The following is a 19768-nucleotide window of genomic DNA, read 5'->3' as shown; positions in this document are numbered from 1 at the left end:
AAAGGTACTTTTCCAAAAGTCGGTCATGTTAAACGGGGGGCGAAAATGTCACCGGGCCTTCAGGCTTATTGTGACCGGTGTGTACTGAATCCGTTGGGGCATATTGATGTTAAAGAAAGTGCTGTTCGTCGATGACGACCCAATCTTGCTGCGTTATTTGGAAGGCGCCGCAAATGCGAAACTGGGATCCGAGTTCGAAATCGTTACGGCAGAAGGTTGCAAGCCTGCGTTGGAAGCAACCGATGCGTCGGGACCTTTCTCGGTCGTCGTTGTCGATATGCAAATGCCGGACGTCAACGGGATCGAAACCATCGGATACCTGCGCCGAAAGATGCCCAATGCGACATTCATGATGTTGACCGCGAACAAGGATTTGCAGACTGCGGTCCAAGCCGTGAACGACGGACGGGTTTTTCGGTTCCTTTCCAAACCCTGTCCGCCTGAAGAACTCGTGTCCGCTCTCGGAGCCGCCCAGGCGGAATACCAATCGTCTGTGTCGGCAAAGGACATGCTCAGCGGGACGATCTCGGGGACGTTGGATTTGATGGCGGACCTGATCGAGATGCCTGACGGGCGTCACATCGATACCGGACGCATGCTCGAGTCGGTCAATGATTTGGCTAACTCGATGGCGATCGAGTTAGGGTGGGAAGAGCGTATCGCGGCGCGAGTGTTTCTGGTGGGGATCGCGATGCTATCGCCGCAAGAGGCGGAACTGTTTGAACGGCTGGATCCGTGTTCGGACGAGCACAAACGTTTGTTTGCAAGAATCTGTTCGGTGTCGGCTGGACTGTTGAAGAAGATTCCGCGTTTCGATTGGATCGGCGATCTGTTGCGATTGGTCGCCAAAGCCGAACGCTATCAGGAATCGGGCAGCCGCGAAGAGACGTCCGCGTTGTTGCTACGCGTCGTGTTCTACTGGAACTATTTGACGATGAAGGGCATGTGCGTCGAAGCAGCGTCGGCAACGATTCGGCGGATCATGCCTGAGCTATCCGACCGCATGGTCAGCGCGGTTGAAAGTTTGAACGACAACCGGGACGCACTCTGTGTGCAGACGCTGTCGATCCAAGAGCTGGAGCCTGGGATGATTCCTTTCCGCGATATCAAGAACGGACAGGGATGCAACGTGATCGCGGGCGGCCGACCGCTGACGCGACCGATGATCGAGAACATGCAAAACGACCCCACTTTGAGCCGTTACGATGTGGCAATCGTGTCGAGTTCGATTTCGAACACGCGATGCGAAACCGAAGCGTTGAGTTTCGCGTAAGCAGGCGATCGACCAGGTAGACGGCCGGTACCAAGAAACCGAAATGGACGTTGTTAAACTTCCATTTCGGTCGCACTACGTTTTAATGGAACGTTCACAGCGGCCATAACAGTCAGGCTTGGTGAACGTTGGCAACGATAGCTAGACGCTGTTTTACCCCAGCCTTTCGGTTCGGTAGCGTCGGAGTTAGCTAGCGTCGGGGTTAGCGTCTTCGACTGCTCGTGCCATGACTTCGATCGCGGCGTCGGTGTAACGCTCGTACTCGTTGAAGAAGTGGTTCATGGCGGCTTCGTCGGCGAAGAAGAACATCCGTTGATGGATCGGATCTCGCATCCCGAAGCGGCGTTTGCCGGGAACGATTTGGCGTTCTTCAAAGAATCGCACGACGTCGATTTCGTTCAACACGGGTGTGTAGGGCATCGGGTCGGCGAGGAACGTTTCCATCTTTTCTTGCGAACTGAACAGATACAGTTTGCCGAGGTGAACGACGCCGAACTTGGGATTGCCTTCGACCCATTTGTCTTCGTCGATGACGGTGACGGCACAGTAGCCTTCCATGGCGAGCTTCGGTGACGAAGTCGACGCGGGGGCCGGTGCAGGTGTGGGCTCAACGGCGGCGCCGAGCTGTTCGGTTGCGGGCGGTGCCATTTGGGCTGGCATTCCGAGCGACATGCCGTCGGTGCGTGCACCGGCGAGTCGTGCGGTTGCTCCGCCGGGCAATGGTAATCCGGCGTGAGGGTTCACGGTCGGTGGGTGTGCTGGTTGTTGTGCGGGCGATGGGACCTGTTGCATCGCGAAGCTGCCCGACGCGTTGACCGGCAATTGTGGTTGCTGTGTCGCAGGTTGTTGCGGTGCCGAGGCGAGTCGGGCTTGGGTTTGGCCGGGGCGTGCGGTCGGTGCGGGCGGCGTGGCTTGAGCGGGCAGCATTTGACTGCCGGCTTGGGCGAGCATCGCGATGTAGCGATTCGGATCCTGTGGGCTGACCGAGTGGGCGAGTGTTTTTCCGGCGGGCGTCACGACGACGTCGGTCGGAAATTTCGTCACTTTGAACATCTTGGCCAATTCAGGCGATTTGCCCGCGTGGACTTTGACGGGGACGAACCCGCCGGCGACGGCATTGGCGACTTCGGGCGATTGGAACGCGCCGGCTTCGAGCCGGTCACACCAAACGCAGTTGTCACTGTAGAAGTGCAGCAGCAGCGGTTTGTTTTGTGCCTTGGCTTCGGCGTGTGCTTTGGTCAGCTCGCTGCGCCACGGAATTTCGGCGGCAACCTGCCCGAGACCGAGCGTGTTGCTCGCAACGAACACGCTCACGATAAGCGTGGTGTGAGTCTTGATTTGTCGTAGCCATGCGAGTCGCATTGGACAAAGTCCTTCTTGTCTGTATGCAAAATTGCTGCGTCCCCACAGGATCGCGGGGTCCGTCATGGGGTTGGATCGGCTGTAACGATTAGACGGCTTGAATGGAAGTTAACTGATTTTCCGATTTCGCCGCCAGATCTTTGTCATTGACAATTTAGGCAAGCCCGCTGATACTCCCCGGCAACGATACTTGGTGCCGTGACGGCTGGCTGGCCGTCGCGAGAACAGGGAACTTCGGTGAGATTCCGAGACGGCCCGGCCGCTGTATCCGACGCCACGATTCGCGGTGTTTTGTGTGGAAATCGCTGTTTTTGCGATTTTCAGCAACGAAACGCGGGAATCTAAAACCCAATCCTTTTCTTGGCCATTGCCGCACATTGCCTCCCGGCGTCCGCGATCATGCGGGCCGAATCGGGCAGTTTCCGGCGAGAAGGCAAGGTTTGTGGGAAGCGCCGGGAGTCAGAAGACCTACCAGGTATCGGGCGTCAAACGCATCGTGTGCGGATCGGAATGACCGATCGTTCGCGTGCGGGTCTTCTTGGGCGAGACCAGCGTCAGGAACTGCCTCGTTTCCTTTTGGAGCGAATGCCGCAGCGAAAAAACGCGACGAAATGGGTCGCGACCGTTGTCCGAGCATTTGTTCATGGTTGATCGATTACCGATGCCACTTTGCTCTCCCACCAACGATGCCCGCCCGGCGAGTGCGGTGTTCTGTCGCCAGGGTCGATTTTGTTTGCAGTCTCGGCAGGTCGCGGTGACTCACCCCGCAGCGTTCACGTTGGTCGAATTGCTAGTGGTGATCGCGATCATCGGCGTGCTGGTCGCGTTGTTGTTGCCGGCTGTCCAGGCGGCTCGCGAGGCGATGCGACGTGCGTCATGCCAAAACAACCTGCACCAGGTCGGGCTGGCTCTGCACAACTATCACTCGGCGTTTAACAATTTTCCTCCCGGTGCGATCGAGGTTCGTCCTGAAGTCTCGGGCGGAAAACAATTTGCGTGGTCGGCGTTTGTGCTGCCTTACATGGAACAGTCGGCGCTCGCCGAGCAGATCGATTTCAACTTGCCTTTTGACGATCCCGCCAACGCGGAGGCGGCCGGAGAAGTGGTGCCGGCATACGTTTGTCCGAGCACGCCGCGATCCGAACCACGCATCGATGAAATGGGCGTGACGGACTACGGAGGGATCTTCGGCGAGCGGATCGTCAGCACGAACAACCCACCCCGCGGGATGATGATCCATGATCGGGCGTTGGGGTTTCGCGACATGCTCGACGGCAGTTCGCACACGATCGTCGTGGCCGAAGATGCCGAGTTCCCTGACGGGCAATGGATCAACGGTCGCAATCTGTTCGATCAAGCGTTCCCGATCAACAAGGCTCCCGCGTTCGAAAACGACATGCGGAGTTTTCATCCCGGTGGCGTGATGGTCTTGCTCGGCGACGGCGCGACGCGGTTCGTCGTCGAACAAATCGACCTGGAAGTGTTAGCCGCCTATTGCACCCGAAACGGACATGAACAGGTGACCGAGTTTTAGACGGACCCGAGTCTTCAGCATATGCATTCAATACCGACGCAACCCATACGTGTAGCGAAGCAAGTGATCGCGACGGATGAGCGAACGAGCTCGAAGAACAACATGATGAAACCAACTATGAGAATGAAACGAACTTCCAAACGAGCGTCCAAACGAACCGTGAAACGACAACGAACCCAACCGTTCAAACGGCGACTGTTGATGCAGGGACTCGAAGACCGGCGTTTGCTCGCGGCGGGACCCTACGCACCGGCCGCAGGAGAAGACGGATCGACTGCGATTGCGTTTGAGGATTCCGCGATCGTCGGATGGGCCTCGGCGGTTGCCGACTACTCACCGGGATCGGACGTGGACGCGCAGTGGACGGACACCTCCAACGCGCTCGGTCCGGCCGAAGGTGAGTTCGACGGTGTCGTGTCGCTCGGCCGTGGTGGTTCGATCACGCTCGAGTTCGCGACGCCGATCCGTGACGGCCTCGGTGCCGACTTTGCGGTTTTCGAAAACGCGATCAACGACACGTTCTTGGAACTCGCGTTCGTCGAAGTCTCGTCCGACGGGGTGAACTTTGTTCGCTTTGACAGCGATTCACTGACGCCTGCGGCGGTGCCGAGTTACGGCGAAGTGGATCCGACGCAGATCGATAACTTGGCCGGAAAGTATCGCGGCGGATACGGAACACCGTTCGACCTCGAGGAGCTTCGCGGCACGGCGGGGCTCGATGTCACCTCGGTGACTCATGTACGTTTGGTGGACATTGTTGGTGATGGTTTGACGGTCGATTCCGATGGCGATCCGATCTATGACCCAACGCCGACGTTCGGTTCGGCTGGGTTGGATCTCGATGCGATCGGTGTGATTCACCAGGTCGAGTACGGTGAAGTGGTTGTCGATTTTGAAACGCTCGGCAGTGGGCTGCCCGCCGAGGGCACGGACAATGGTTCGAGTGGCGCAGGCGTCTTTGCCGAAGACGAGATTTCGCTCAATAGCAACTACGACACGCAGTGGCAGAGTTGGACGGGGTGGTCGATTTCGAAATCGACTGACGCGGCGACGGCTGGTTTCGGGAACCAGTTCGGCAACATCACGGGCGGCGGGTACGACGGATCGGATACATTCGCGGTCGGTTTCTTTGACGTTTCCCCGACCGAGCCTGCGGCTCCTCCGACGATCACGCTCGATCCGGCGAGTGCGTCGCGTTTCGATTCTTTGTACGTGACCAACACAACCTACACCGCATTGTCGATGCTCAGCGGTGATTCGTTTGCCAAGAAGTTTGGCGGTGACAGCGGCGACGAGCCTGACTTCCTTCAGTTGACGATCACGGGCGTGGACGCGTCGGGCAATCCGGTCGGCGACGTCAGCGTGATGCTGGGCGACTATCGTTTTGAAGACAATTCGCAGGATACGATTCTCGACAAATGGACGCGGGTGGATGTCTCGTCGCTCTCGGAGGCTCGGTCGCTGCAGTTCAGCATGACGTCGAGCGATAACGGTTCCTACGGGATGAATACGCCAGCGTTCTTTGCCGTTGATGACGTGACGTTGCTCCGCGCGGCAGTGCCGATGGATTTGGAGACCGATGTGACGAGCGAAGACGAGAGCGTTACGGCTCGCGTTTCTCGCCCGACGGAGGATTCGTCATCGCCGGTGGACGTGAATTTGCAGCGAACGGGAACGGACCAAGCGACCTTGCCCGAGTCAGTGACGATCCCGGTCGGTGCCGCGTACGTCGAGTTTGAAATCTCCCCGACGAATGACGACGTGCCGACGGACAGTCGCGAGCTGGAGGTGACCGCCACGGTCGAGACCCTGTTGCCGACGACACGGTCGTTGGTCATCGAGGACGACGAAACGTTGGCGATTTCGTTTGACACTGCGAGTCTCGAAGCCGTCGAGGGCGAAGGCGAACGAACGCTTACTCTTCGACGAAACGATGCCGACCTAGATGGATCGTTGGAGGTGACGCTCAGCCATGATCTCGATGGCGTGCTGAGTGTTCCCACGTCGGTTCAGTTCGATGCGGGGGTCCGCGAGGTGGATGTCACGATCGAAGTGCTCGATGATGAAGTATTTGGCGGCGGGAGCACCGGTGTGATTCACGCCGTCTCGGGCTCGCACGAAGACGCGGAGGTTTCGGTATCGGTCAGCGAAGATGACTTCCCTAAATTGGTGGTTGACCCTGTTTCTTTCCAACTGAGTGAAAACTCGCCGGAGATCACCCAAATGGTCACGGTTTCTCGCAACACCGTCGACACGACATCGGCCGTAATCGTTTCGTTGTCGCTGCCCGGTGGCGGACCGTTGATGGTGCCCAACGAAGTCGTGATCCCCGCGGGAAACGCGTCAGCGACGTTCACCGTGGAAGTGATCGATGACACGATCGACAATCTGATGTCGAGCTACGTGGTGCTGGCCAGCAACGAGAATTTTGTTTCCTCGTCGGTGGAGGTCAACGTTGTCGACAACGATACGGCGAGCCTGCAGATCGAGCTGCAAGATTTGTCGGGCGATCCGTTGACGGAAGTATCGGAAGCGGAACCGTTCCAGGTGTTGGTGCGGCGCGTGAACGCGTCGCTCGATGTTGCTCAAGAGGTGACGATCTCTACGACGCTCGGCGACCGTGTGTCGGGGGCGGGAACGGTCGTGATCCCCATCGGATCCGATTCGGTGACACACACGATGCAGGTGATCGGTGACGGAATCGTGACCGGTCCACTGACGGTAGGCATTACTGCGGTTGCGCAAAACGTCACGCCGGTAGCGGTCGGGCTGACGGTGAGCGAAACCGATCAACCGACCCTGAGTGTTGTCGCGCCAGAAGACGGTTTGTCAGAAGCCGACGCGATTGCGATCGGCGACTTCGAGTTGCTCGGTCGTGGTTTGGTCGATGGCGAGTTCGATAACAACGCCGGGGCGAGTGGGAGGTTTGTCAGCGGTCCTGTGTCGTTGAATAACTCGTTTAGCAATTCGTTCGGTTTTGATTTTTGGTCCGGGTTCTCGATCAGCCGTGCCAACGACACGGCCACGCCAGGATTTGGGAACCAGTATTCCGCGATCACTGGTTCGGGTGCGAACGGTTCGTCGACTTATGCGGTCGCGTATGCCGGTTCGCCGGCGTTGATTTCGCGCGATGGTGACCAGCCGTTTGAGTCAATCGAAATCACCAACACAACCTACGCCGCATTGTCGATGCGTGACGGTGATGCGTTTGCGAAAAAGTTCGGAGGCGAAACGGGCGACGACGCGGACTTCCTTTTGTTGACCATTGACGGCCTCGACAGCGACGGCAATTCCATCGGTCAGGTGGAGTTCTACTTGGCGGACTATCGCTTTGATGACAACAGCCTCGACTACATCGTGGATGAGTGGATGACGGTGGATGTCAGCCCGATCGGCGATGCGGAAGTGTTGTCGATGAGCCTGTCTTCGTCGGACAACGGTTCGTTCGGCATGAACACGCCGGCTTACTTTGCCGTTGATAATGTCATGCTCACCCCCAACGCCGAGACGCTGCCGACAATTTCGATCTCACGCAACACCGCCGACACGTCGCAGGCGATAGAAGTTCAATTAGGTAGCGATCGAGACGAACTGATCGTGCCAATGACGGTCGTGATTCCTGAGGGCGAATCGAGTGTCGACGTGCCGGTGGCCTGGATCGACAACGCATTGGTTGACGCGTTGATTGACGGCGAACGCCAATGGAACGTTACGGCAATGGCAGACGGTTTCGTGTCAGGAGCTGCAGAAGTATCGCTTCTCGAGGATGACACCGAGACGTTGACGTTGACTTTGTTTGACGAGACTGCGAGCGAAGCCGACGGTGTGCAATTGGTCGATTTTGAAGACATCGGGTCGACGCTGTTGTCCGAGAGTTTCAACAACGGTTCGGACGGGATGGGCGGATTCACGGCGGAATCGTTCGCCTTCCCGACGGATTACAACCCGGTCTGGGGCAGTTGGAGCGGGTGGGCGTTGTCCAACGTGACCGACGTCACGACCGCCGGGTTTGGGAACCAGTTTTCTGCCTACGCAAACGTGGACGCGTCCGAACCGGGAGGTGGCGCGGAAGGATCGGACACGTTTGCGATTGCGGGCGGATATGGCGCGTCCCCGTTGACGATTGCGATGCCGGATGATGTTTCCGGGGCGACGTTCGAATCGATCTCGATCACGAACACAACCTACGCAGCGCTTTCGATGCGTGATGGCGACTTCTTTGCGAAGCAATTCGGTGGCGAAGATGGCACCGACCCGGATTACTTCTTGTTGACGATCGAGGGACTCGATGCCTCCGGTGAATCCGTTGGCGAAATCGATTTCTATCTTGCCGACTACCGTTTCGAAGATGACTCGCTCGACTACATTGTTGATGACTGGACGACGGTGGACTTGAGTTCTCTGTCGGCTGCATCGAGTTTGCAGTTCTCGTTTGAATCGTCCGATGTCGGCGAATTTGGAATGAACACGCCGGCCTTTTTCGCGATCGATAACTTGCTGATCGACCGATCGGCTACTGTTCCTTCGATGGTCGTGCATCGCAATGACGCCGACACGAGTGAACCGTTGGAAGTGACACTCGCGTCCAGTTCGCCTAGTCGCTTGTCGGTTCCTGATTCGATCGTAATCCCCGCCGGTGTGGATAGTGTGCGTGTCCCCGTGGTGCTGAGCGATGACGCGGAGTACGGCGATGATCTGACTGTTCAGGTGACCGCGAGTGCGGAAGGATTCGCCGGCGCGGATGGCACGATCGAAATCTTTAATGATGATTTGCCAGCGGTGTTGACCCTCGAACACGACGGTGTGAACCACCTCGTCGGCACCGAGTTCGACGTGGTGATTGATGAATACGACGACGACTCGGGAATCGATTTGCTGTTCAGCAACGCGTCGCAGCAATTCACGCTGAACCCGGTCGATGCCGCGTCAGTCACCGTGAGGATGTCCGGGGGCAGCGACTCGGCTTGGTTGCACACTAAGGGATTCAACCAAGTCGACGGCGGTGCGGGTGTTGATACGGCGGTGATCGCACCGGGAGATTTAGATGAAGCCGAAGCCGTCGATGTGGCGGCGTGGTTGAACGACCGAGTGATCGGGTTTGAAACGGTTGTCTTGGGCACGTCTGATGTTGCCGACGCCGGTGATCCGTTGACGTTCGATTTGGATCTCGATGAGTTGTCGCAGGTGAACGGTGGAACGCTTCCCCTGATCGTTTCCACGACCGGTCAAACGCTTCGCTGGACCGGTGATTGGCGGTTGGGTGAAATGACAATGGTCGATGGCAAATTGTCCGCAGCGGTGACTTCGGGTGACGTCAGTGTGCAGGTCGCGACCGACGAGGCGTGGCGAAACTTTGTGCTCGCCCAGGACGTCAACGCGAGTGGCGGTGTCACCGCGACGGACGCTCTGGTGATCATCAATCGTCTCAACGCGGACCCTTCGTTTGAATTGCCTGATCCGCAATCGACCGATGACCTGACGGGAGTCTACTACGACGTTTCCGGCGACGGGTTGGTGACGGCGCTCGATGCGTTGCAAGTAATCAATTGGTTGAACGAGAATGACGGCGGTGCACCATCGTCCGAGCCATCGGTTGATCTGTTGGCGGCCGAGTCGATGGCTGGATCGCCTGTCGTCACGCCGGCGGAAGAAGTCGAATCGAACGATAAATGGATACGGGATGCAGAGCGGATCGCGGATGCACCGGTTTCCTTGAACACGCTGAGCATTGAGGCAGTGTCGAACGAAAACTCAGGTGACGGCGTGGAAGCCGTCGAGATCGGGTTGGACGCTGCGGCAAATCGTATCGACCCCGTCTCGGTTGACGTCGCGATGAGCGAACTCGAATTGTTATCAACGTCAGACTCCCTACAATCGGAGCTACGACGATGACGCGTTCGAACGGTACATTTTCGATCCCACGATCGCCGTGCACTGGAATTTGCCAGGTCGATGATCAACAGATCTGTCGTGGTTGCTTTCGAACACTCAATGAAATTGGACGTTGGTCGATTGCATCGACGGACGAAAAACGTTCCATTTTGAATTGCGTGCAACGAAGACGCTTTGAATCCGTCTTGTCTGCGTCGTGCGGGCAAGATGATAGCTAACTCAATCCTTTAGGGCCTATCCGAGAACTTAACCGTCGAATCGATTTAGTCGCCGGTTGCATCGAAGACCGAGGCGAACGCCCGTTGGCGGTTCGGTTGACTGAGTTTCTCGTGTGAGGCTTTTGCAAACAACGTCCCTTCTTACTCTCTCTAGAAACGCTGCTATGAACACGATTACCGCACGAATTCGACGCTCGCTGTCTGCTGTCTCGGCGTCACAGGCTACTTTGGTCGGCGCCGCCGTTGTGGTCGCGGTCGCCTCACGCCTGTTGCCTCACCCACCGAACTTCACGCCCATGGCAGCGATCGGCATCTTCGCCGGTGCCGTTTGTTTGCGTCCCGCCATCGCGGCGGCGGTGATTGTCGGATCGATGTTGATCAGTGACATGTTTCTCGGGTTTCATCCATTGATGCCCGTCATCTATGGGTGCTTGCTGATGAACCTGGTGATCGGTGCCCGGTTCGTCCGTGGTGCGAACGGTTTGTCGATGAACGCAGCGAGTTGCGGCCGGATCGTGACAGGCAGTTTGATCGGTAGCGTGTTGTTTTTCCTGACAACGAACTTCGCACACTATGTCAGTTTCTATCCGCCGACGTTGGAAGGATTGGTCGCGTGCTACACCGCAGCGATTCCATTTTTCCAGTTCACCCTGAGTGGCGATCTGGTTTACACCGGAGTCCTGTTTGGTGCATACGCGTTGGTCGGTGTGAAGTCCGGTGCACGGGCAACCGCGATGGTCGCCGCACGTTAGAACGGCAGATTATTGCAGGCCGGACCTAGCGCAGCGACGTTCCGGCAGTCCCACCGGTAGCGTTCCAAACGCATCAGCCGGTCGGCGTTGGCCGCGGTTGGGGCGAGGAACCGGTGCTAACACACATCGAACCGGTGCTAACACACATCGGCTAATTTGTCTGCGTGATTGTTGGATCGTCTTTGTAGGCCGGACCTAGCGCAGCGACGTTCCGGCGTTGATCCGTTCTGCCGGATGGGCGTCGCGAAGCCTCCTTCATCCGGCCTACGTTTCTCCTTCATCCGGCCTACATTTGCCGCGGCCGCGTTCAGGCGGCTGCTTCTTCCGTTCCGCTGAGCATGGCGGCCGAGAGCGTCGTGTAGGTGAGCAGCCAAGCTTCTTTCACGTCGTCGGTGAAGTCGTCGCCGAGGCCCTGGCCGAGCGTCCAGATCAGCGCTTCACCCACCGTCGCGTAGCTCGACTCGGGTACTTCGTACTCGACGGCATGTTTTTTACCGAGTGCCTGAACGGTCGGCAGGATGGTTTCGAGCCGATCGAGTGAGGCGACGGCGAGCGAGATGGTCGCCATCAACTTTTTGCCCTGCTCGGACATGTCGCCTTTGAAGAGCGACTTGAGACTCGGGTCGAGAGTGAACAGACGGTCGTAGAAGAGTTCGGCCGCCTTTTCAGAAATCGGTTTTACCTTTTCCCAACTGTCTTTGACGAGCGTGACTTGTTCGGGGGTCATCGTGATGTTTCCTAAATGATGTGTTGGATATGAATGGTTTGCGGTGCGTGGTTACTGCATCGGAACTCGGACGATGACGCCGCCCATGACGTCGTCTTTCTTGAACTCGGGGTAGTCGTCTTCGCGGTTGCCGTGATCGTTATGGCAACTCCAGCACGCTTCCGCGACGGCCTTGTCGGCGTAGGCAGCGACGAAGTATTTGTCGCCGCCGAGTTCTTCTTCGCCATAGAAGTTTTCGTCAGGGTGTTCGGCGATGTAGTCGAGTGCTTTGACTTCGAATTCGCTCTTGGGCCGGTTTTGTTCGTTCAGTGGCCACTTGCTTTTCAACGCGTAAGTGAATCCGGCCTCGGGATTCTCAAAGACCAACTCTGACCCCATTCGGAACATTTGGGCCGGCAATGGAATGGTGTGGTCTTCGTCTTCCCAGTACTCGCTCGGCTCAACAGGGGCGTCCTGTTTCTTGAGCCGGGTCACGACCTTGGACGCGTAGACGGTTCGGTCGGCCATCATCACCGCGTGCACGGCGTCCGCAAACTTTTTGTAGGGGATGCCGGGTTCCGACGGAGGAGGCGGTGAAACGGAGGCTGTGGCTCCGCCGCCGCATCCCATGAATGTTGCGGCGACGAGACAAAACACACTCGAAAGGGCGAGCGCGGAGAGGGTAGTTTTACGACTGAAAGTCATGATGAATTCCTTTAACGATATGCTTGGGTCAAACGTTTGCGATTGCACTGAGTGTTCGGGACTGGGGCACTGAGTGATTGATTTTTGGGTCACTGAGTGATTGGGTACCGGGCAATCAGGCGTTCGAACGCGGGATGAAAAATGGGTGGGTTATTTGGACTGTCGTTTCTTTCTTCGAGCCTCCTTTTGACGTTCCTTTTCTTCGAACCAGGATTGGGCGAGGTCGACGCTTTCGACATGTTTCGAGGGACTCGATCCGAAGCATTGTCGGATCAGTTCTCGGTCGGCGAGGGCATCGATTGAAAACGCAAGGCCATGGCAATGCATGCAGACCTCTCGGATCATTTTTTCGTTAGGACGGAGGTTCGCGTTTTGGTTGTGTTGGACCCAAACTTCACCGTCGTCGTCTTCGAGCCGTGGCATGTGGCAGGTCGCACAGGTGACTCCGCTACCTTGGGGTGAGTCGCCGGCGAGTTCGGATTGCCATGCTTGGAAATGGCTGGTTTGTAGAAACGCGTTGCTGTGATCGTCGTTGTGGCACGTCAAGCATGCGTCGACCGATGCGAACGTCGTGTCAAAACGATGGCCGGTATGGCAGGCGTTGCAATCGAGTTCGCGATGGGCGGCGTCGACGTGCATCGGAAGGCGTGCCTGAGCCGGCGTCATCGGCGAAAGGTCCTGCGCCAATCGCATCCCGTGGTGTCCCTGCAGGAATGTTTCGAGCTGTTGTTCGTGACAACGGCCGCAGGTCTCGTGCGAGACCGCGGCGTCCCACGTCGGTTCCGTTTCGCTGGGTTGGTTAGGAGTGCTCGTATCCGAAACGGTCAGAGGAGCGTGACAGTCGCTGCAGTTGACGCCCGCGGCGGCATGTGCCGTTGACGCCCACTCTTCGAGGATCACTGGATCGCTCGGGAAAGTTTCCGGTGCGTCGGCAGTAATTTCGGCACTGATATCGGCTGTGTTCTCGGCAGCTAGGCCGGCGGTGTTTTTATTCGGTGCGGTAAAAACCGGTGTTTTCTCCGGGCGGACGAGTCCCACCATTTCGGCCAGGAAGTCTTCTTCGCTGGCGTGTTTGTTGAGGAAGTTCTCGTACAGGGCTCGGTTATCGTGGTAGTTGTGACAACCAGCCGTTGCACAGGAGTCGAACGCGAAGTTTGCGTGACTGGGGCGGGATTCCAGCGTTTCCTGGTGGCAGTGGTAGCAATAATCAGACGGCATCGTGAGCCCCATCTCGAGCGTTTGCTCTTGGACGTGTTCGCGGTGACATGTCAAACAACTCTGTGCGTCGAGCGTTGCGAGCATTTCCGCATTGACCGGGTCGTTGAACTTGCTCGATGGATGAGTGTCTTTGGCGAGCCGCAGTTCCTCGGCATGACAATCCAAACAGGCGTCCTCGCGGATGCCATTGCCCTCGGTGTGGCAGACGTCGCAGCGCATTTCGATTTGGTAGTGCCCATGGCTGGTTTCGCCCGGCAGCAGCATCGTTTTGGTCAATGCACCCGGTGCCATTGCGGAGTACAGAATGACCCCGACCAATGCCACATTGACGCCGATGAACCAAAGCCACAATCTTTTCGCTCCTTTCATTTCAGTACCAGTAGACGCTCAGAATGTGGCCAGCCAGCAGAGCGGGCAGCGGAACGAAAAGGGCAATGTGCAGCCACGTGAGTTTGGGACGCCATGCCCTGACGAACATGGCCGAGTCGCCGGTCAGTTTGGTTTCGAGCGAGGACGCCAAGCCGGCCAAGCCGCCGACGAACGACAATGCCAGGAACGTGGAACTGAGGGCGAAGTTGAGGTTGCTGCCCATGCGGATTCCGGTGTGCACGATCAGGCCCAACACCATCGCCGTGCCGATCGTCGCGTGTGCGGCCCGCCACCATCCGTAGTCGCCAAAGCGAACGAACTTGACCCGCTTTCGCAGCGAAAACGTTAGTGCCAGCAACATCACAAACAGCAGGCTGAACCCGGTGACCTGTTTGGTAAAACCGTCTCGCCAAAAAGCGTCGATTTCTCGCCAGCTATCCTGAACGCTGGTTGCCATCGGGATCGGCGGTAGGAACGCGATTGCGGCAGCCAGAATCGCAGCGACGATCGACGCGACCAAGACCACGTTGCTGCCGCGTGTTTGAACCTTCTCCGGACCTTGGCCGACCAATTCGCACAGCAAATTGCGACAGGTGCCACAGGCCGTTCCGGCTCCGGTGCTGAGTGATAGTTCGGCAGCGGTTCGGCAACCCTCGCTGATTGCGGCGCCGAGTTGTGCTCGAGAGACATTCATGCACGAACACACGGTGGCGTTGCCCGGCCATTGATGGATGGGCAGCCCGGCACCACCGGCGAACGGTGTGCCCGTTTTGAGAAAGCGTATCCGCTGCATCGGCCACAAACGTTTGTGCTGAGCGACGGACATGCGGATCAGGTTGACGTCTTCCCATTCGCCAACCGACGCGGCGCCCACGACGCGTCCCTGTTCGAGAATCAGTTTGCGATAGCTGTCTTCGCCCGCGTGAGTCACGACGACCCCCGAAGTCGATTCCCCGATCGCACGTCCGAGAGTGATAACGGGGACACCTAGCAATTTCAGCTCGACGGCTTCTTCGTTGTCGATAAATTCAGCGGACTGTTTCGAAAGTCTCGCCGCGAGGACATCCGCCATCCGGTAACAAGGTGCGACCAGTCCGTGGATATGCCCGTCGACCGAGGCACATTCGCCGATCGCGAACACGTTGGGATCACTCGTCTCGAGATGCCGATTGACGGCGATGCCGCCGCGTGGTCCGAGTTTCAGTCCCGCCTGACGGGCGAGTTCGTCACGCGGGCGTATTCCGGCGGCAACGAGCACGATGTCGACGCGGAGTGGATCGGCGTTCTCGAAATCGAGTCGCAATTGCTCGCCGTCTTGCGCGATGCTCTTGGTCCGGCGGGTCACGTGGACATCGACGCCGAGTGACTCGACCTGCTCTCGAAGGACTTTGGCGGCTTGGGCGTCGAGTTGCCGCGGCATCAATCCGGGCGCGACCTCGAGAATCGTCGTCGACAGTCCGAGGTCTTTGATCACCTTCGCCGCTTCGAGCCCGAGAAGTCCGCCACCGATCACCGCGGAGGACCGAGCACCGTGGGATTCGACGTATTTGCGAATCGCATCGAGGTCGTCGATCGTTCGGTAAACGAACACGCCCGGCGAGTCCGCTCCGCCGATCGGTGGGACCCAGGGGTAAGAGCCGGTGGCTAGAACGAGCTGATCATAATGTTCTACATGACCATGTTGATCCGTGATCACGCGATTGGCCAAATCCAGGCCGGTGATGCGGCGACCGGTGTGGAGTTCGATGTTATTTTGTTCGTACCATTCTCGTGGTGAGAGCAGCAGGTCCGACTCATCGCGTCCGCTCAGCAGAGAGGACAGGTTCACGCGGTCATAGGCGGGGCGAGGTTCTTCCCCAAAGACCGTCAATGCATAGTCCGGACGAGCAGGCGAGTCGACCATCCGTCGACAAAAGCCGTGCGCCGCCATGCCTCCTCCAATGACCACCAGTCGTGTCGCCGTCGCATTGTCAGCGGGCGTTGCTGTCATGCTTTGGGGGGCTGTCGTGCTTTGGGGGGACAGAAGCATTGAGAGACCGTCGAAATGCTCGCGCCTTCAGCCATCCGACGCTAGCACTTGGTAGGAAATAAATGTGCATGGCTGTATGCAGGACAGCCGGAAAAGCACAACGCATTCCAAAAAGTGTGCTGGTGTGCGTCGGCGACGCGCATCGGATACTCACGCACACTTTGGGGCGGATGGATTCACGATGCCGAGTGGTTTGCGACGGTTATGTCGACAGTGAGGAGGAGGCGCATCTTACGCGTTGACGCGTGGGGGCAACCAAATGTGCATGCGAACATTTCTACTCGCCGCGATCGGTTGCACGAACGACAGGCATCCGTTGCATCAGAATTGAGCAACGAGGAACAAGTGTTCGCTGGCATCACGAAAGAGAATACGGATGCGTTGCGTGAACCGTTGTATTAGCCGTGTTAATAAAGAAGGAACGTTCAGCGTTTTGAGAGCGAACGCGTTATTCACACCGTTCCAACAACCCCGCCGATGTTGCCAAATCTCGGCTGGGGCGACGCCGCGTGTTGTGCGGCGCGTGGGCTGAATTCTGGGTGAATCCAGTTACGGTTTGGGAACCGCTTAGAGTCCGAGGTAGGTGATGTCCGACGCGTAGGAAGCGTTGGACTGGATTTTGGCGATGGCTTCTTCCATCGCGTAGTACTGGTTGAGCAATTGCTCGCGCTGTGATTCCAACCGAGCGTTCATCGACTCGACGCTAGCGGCGTTCCGTTCGAGCTGCGTCGAAAGCGTTTGCGATTTATTGATCAGCATGCCGCTTTCGGTGCCTGCATACCGATCCGCCAGGTCGCTGAGTTGGCCGACCATGCCGACGTTTTCGTCTTCATCGTTGGTGCGATTGAAGAACTCGTCGACCGCATCCGCGTTGGTGTTCAACGCGTCGGTGAGTTTGGATTCGTCAACGGTGAGCTTCCCGGTGTCATCGAGCCGAACGCCGATCTGCGCGAGCGATTTGATCTCGCCGGCGCCGGACAGGCTGCTGGTGAGCAGACGTCCGTAGCCGTTTTGAATCCGGAGGGTTTCGGTCGAACCGAACAGCAAACCGACCTCTTGGCTGTCCGGGTTGTAGAACGTGAACTCTTCGATTTGATCGACGAGTTTGTTGTACTGTTCGACGAACCGGTTGATCGCCGTAACCGCGGTGCTGGGGTCGTCGTCGACGGAAACCTGAATCGGTGTGCTGGAAACTTCTTTGACGGTCAGGTCGAGCCCGGAGATGGAATCTTCGAAGACGCCATCGGATGAATTCAGGAAACGGGTTGTGCCGCCATCGCTCGCGATCGAGATCACCGCGTCTTGGCCTTGCGACGCGGTTCGCAGGTTCAGATCGAGGTCCGTGGTGTTGATACCGATCCGACCGGCTTCGCCGCCTTTGTTGGCGCGAATTTGCAGGGAGTAAGTGCCATCGTCGTTGGCGATGACCGAGGCGTCGGCGTAACGGCCGGACTCGTTGATCTTTTCGACGATGGAATCGAGCGTGTCGTCGGCGGTAATTTCGATCGTGGTTGCTTCGCTGCCGACGAGCGAGCTCGATTCGGTGGTCCCGGCGATGCCGAGGTTGGCCGCCACTTCGCTCGAACCGGTGTCGCTGACCGAGAGCGAACCGGTACCGCCTGCGTTGTCGACGATTTGGATTCCGTCACCGGCTTCGTTCAAAGACGCGGTGACGTCGATGTTCAGTTCGTTGATCTTGTCGATCAGGTCGCCGACGGTTTCGATCTCGTCGACTTCGATGTTGATCGCACTGGTGTCGCCGTTGGAATCGGTGATTGTGAAGCTGCCCGTGCCGACGCCGCGACCTTGGTTCAGGTCGGCGAGCTCGGTTTCGAGCGTGACCGATTGCAGGTTTAAGTCACTGCCGTTGATGATCGAGTCGTCGTTGGCCCCGTCGATTCCGAGGTTCGCCGCGGTGTCGTCGGAACTGCTGACGGTGAACGATCCGCCGCCACCGGAGACGTCTCGCAGGCGGATACCGTTGCCGGCGTCATTGATCCGAGCGATCAGTTCGAGACCGCTGCCGTTGATCGCGTCGATCACTTCGCCGAGTGAGTTGGCCGAGGAAACGTCGATATTCGCGGTCGAGCCGTCGGCCAATTCGATATCGAAATCGGTCAGCGTGCCGAGTCCCGATCCGCCGCCGAGTTGCGAGAGCGAGGCTCCCTGCAGCGACGTGGTTCCCTCGGGCAGGTCGATCGTTTTGCCGTCGACGGTGGAGGAGGCTTCGTCGATTCCCCACAAACCGAGGTCGGCGGCGGTTTCGGCCGACCCGAGCTGTTCGACGCGCAGGTTGGAGTCGGTTTTGCCGGTTTTGTCGATCAGCCGGATTTTCCCGTCGCTGGTCGTGGCTTGGATGTCGACGCCCGAGTCGTTGATCGCTTCGAGGACGTCGTCGATCGTGCGAGCGTTGGTCAGGTCGACTTCGGCGCTGGCACCGGATCGGTCCGTCAGGCGGATCTTGCCTGCTTGGACACCGAGCCCGTCATTGAGCGTTGAGAGCAGGACTTTGTCGTCGACAAAACCGCTCGGTTGGATCGTCAGGCTGCCGGTCAGGCCGAGTGCTTCATCTTGGGCGTCGTATCGCTGAGCCGACTGGATGTTGTGAGTGGCGGCGGTTTGCAGCGTGCGGACGGTGTAGTCGCCCGCGGTCGCATTGTCGTTGGTCGTGACCGACAGGGCCTCGGTATTCGACGAGGTCGCTTTTTTGCTGCGGAACAGCGATGAGCTGCCCAACGCGTCGCCGGCGATTTGGACGCCGATGACCGTCGCCGTCAATGAGGAGACTTGCTGCTGTTGTCCTTCGAGTTCCGAGGCTTTGGAGAGCAAACGGTCGCGGGGCTGGGCACTGATGGCCATCAATTGATCGACTGTTCCGACAATGTCGGTGCCGGTGATGAGTCCGATAGATGATTGAATGCGGCCCATGATACGTCCAGGTGGGACGGGAAACCTCGGAAGTGAAACTGTCAAACGAACCGGTTTGAGTGCGTCGACATTACGTGTATCGGCAGGTTTAACGACTGCGCACGGTAGAGTACGGACAATCTGGTTGGGAATTCCTGCATTGAAACGCTTTGGAATACCAAACCTGCACTGAAACGTAGTGCGCACGTACAGTAGCGGCCGACCGCGCAGCAAAAAAGTCGCCCCGGGATGGCGGTCCCAAGACGACTTTGAAGGTTATGACGGCTGAGCGGCTTCGGTCACCAGATCGCCCGAACCCGCAAAAGCGGAAACGACGAGCGATCGGCAAGAGGAACGCCTACCACGGGCCGCGAACGTAGTAGATTCCGAATTGGTCCGTGTGGCTGGGCCAATTCGGTGTCGGTTGGAATTGACCAGGGGCAGCCGCACCGGGGCTCGACGCATTACGGCCGAACTGATGGTGGACTGGATACATCAGGTTTTGGCTGACGCCCCAGGAGTATGTCTGCCGCATGCTGACCGTAGGCGGCACGACCAACGCGGTGGGCTGGCCGTAAGGGGCGTAGTAGTAATTGCCGTGCCAGGGACGCGTTTGGGCGTAATTTAGGTTCCAAACGTGAGTCATCCCGTAAATGTCGCTGGCTTCCGCCTTCGGCGTCGTTGCCGACGACGAGCAGGCGGCCGCGATCACGGCGAGACAGAGGAGTGTTCTTCGAATCATGACATTGTTTCCCCGTTAAGAGAGGATTCCCTGTGTTTCGAGGGGCGATGAGGGCGTAACC

Annotated in this window: 13 protein-coding genes and 1 riboswitch; of the genes, 5 read left to right on the top strand and 8 right to left on the bottom strand. The window is 58.0% G+C overall.

What is annotated here, in order from left to right; all coding sequences use genetic code 11:
- Window positions 1-106: 106 nt before the first annotated feature.
- Window positions 107-1273, top strand: coding sequence for a response regulator (locus RSSM_RS04955; protein ID WP_008675229.1), 1167 nt, complete (start codon window positions 107-109; stop codon window positions 1271-1273).
- Window positions 1274-1459: 186 nt separating this feature from the next.
- On the opposite strand, the gene RSSM_RS04950 is transcribed toward RSSM_RS04955, so the two are convergent.
- Both RSSM_RS04950 and RSSM_RS33600 read right to left on the bottom strand, forming a co-directional pair.
- Entirely contained in the window at window positions 1460-2701 is a 1242-nt protein-coding gene (locus RSSM_RS04950; protein WP_008675227.1) for a DUF255 domain-containing protein, read from the bottom strand.
- Window positions 2702-2809: 108 nt separating this feature from the next.
- A riboswitch (cobalamin riboswitch) is annotated at window positions 2810-3125 on the top strand.
- Window positions 3104-3280, bottom strand: a complete 177-nt coding sequence (locus tag RSSM_RS33600) for a hypothetical protein (protein ID WP_008675222.1) — start codon at window positions 3278-3280, stop codon at window positions 3104-3106. (Overlaps the previous riboswitch by 22 nt.)
- 16 nt (window positions 3281-3296) lie before the next feature.
- On the opposite strand from RSSM_RS33600, the gene RSSM_RS04935 reads away from it, so the two are divergent.
- The 4 genes from RSSM_RS04935 (at window position 3297) to RSSM_RS04920 (ending at window position 11031) form a co-directional block, all read left to right on the top strand.
- Window positions 3297-4169 (top strand): DUF1559 domain-containing protein, encoded by an 873-nt coding sequence (locus tag RSSM_RS04935; RefSeq protein ID WP_236620947.1) that lies wholly within the window; start codon window positions 3297-3299, stop codon window positions 4167-4169.
- Window positions 4170-4292: 123 nt separating this feature from the next.
- Window positions 4293-10061: a DUF4465 domain-containing protein gene (locus RSSM_RS04930; RefSeq protein ID WP_144059577.1), complete on the top strand. Its 5769-nt coding sequence runs from the start codon at window positions 4293-4295 to the stop codon at window positions 10059-10061.
- On the top strand, window positions 10058-10279 hold the full coding sequence (locus tag RSSM_RS04925; protein ID WP_044301161.1) for a DUF1289 domain-containing protein: 222 nt from the start codon (window positions 10058-10060) through the stop codon (window positions 10277-10279). Before RSSM_RS04930 ends, RSSM_RS04925 begins: the two co-directional genes overlap by 4 nt.
- Before the next feature lie 164 nt (window positions 10280-10443).
- Window positions 10444-11031 (top strand): DUF6580 family putative transport protein, encoded by a 588-nt coding sequence (locus RSSM_RS04920; protein ID WP_008675217.1) that lies wholly within the window; start codon window positions 10444-10446, stop codon window positions 11029-11031.
- A 307-nt stretch (window positions 11032-11338) separates the two neighbouring features.
- On the opposite strand, the gene RSSM_RS04915 is transcribed toward RSSM_RS04920, so the two are convergent.
- From RSSM_RS04915 to RSSM_RS04890, 6 genes are all read right to left on the bottom strand, one after another.
- Window positions 11339-11758, bottom strand: coding sequence for a globin family protein (locus RSSM_RS04915; protein WP_008675216.1), 420 nt, complete (start codon window positions 11756-11758; stop codon window positions 11339-11341).
- A 51-nt stretch (window positions 11759-11809) separates the two neighbouring features.
- On the bottom strand, window positions 11810-12442 hold the full coding sequence (locus RSSM_RS04910) for a Tll0287-like domain-containing protein (RefSeq protein WP_044301160.1): 633 nt from the start codon (window positions 12440-12442) through the stop codon (window positions 11810-11812).
- 150 nt (window positions 12443-12592) lie between these two features.
- Complete coding sequence (locus tag RSSM_RS04905) at window positions 12593-14029, bottom strand: ammonia-forming cytochrome c nitrite reductase subunit c552 (RefSeq protein WP_008675207.1); 1437 nt, start codon at window positions 14027-14029, stop codon at window positions 12593-12595.
- A gap of 1 nt (window position 14030) precedes the next feature.
- Window positions 14031-16019, bottom strand: a complete 1989-nt coding sequence (locus tag RSSM_RS04900) for an FAD-dependent oxidoreductase (protein WP_008675206.1) — start codon at window positions 16017-16019, stop codon at window positions 14031-14033.
- A 606-nt stretch (window positions 16020-16625) separates the two neighbouring features.
- Window positions 16626-18986, bottom strand: coding sequence for a flagellar filament capping protein FliD (gene fliD, locus RSSM_RS04895; protein WP_008675202.1), 2361 nt, complete (start codon window positions 18984-18986; stop codon window positions 16626-16628).
- A gap of 337 nt (window positions 18987-19323) precedes the next feature.
- Window positions 19324-19707 (bottom strand): hypothetical protein, encoded by a 384-nt coding sequence (locus RSSM_RS04890; RefSeq protein WP_008675200.1) that lies wholly within the window; start codon window positions 19705-19707, stop codon window positions 19324-19326.
- Window positions 19708-19768 lie beyond the last annotated feature (61 nt).

The organism is Aporhodopirellula sallentina SM41, assembly GCF_000346505.1.
GTDB classification, from domain to species: Bacteria; Planctomycetota; Planctomycetia; order Pirellulales; family Pirellulaceae; genus Rhodopirellula; species Rhodopirellula sallentina.
This window is presented reverse-complemented; position numbering and strand designations above follow the sequence as displayed.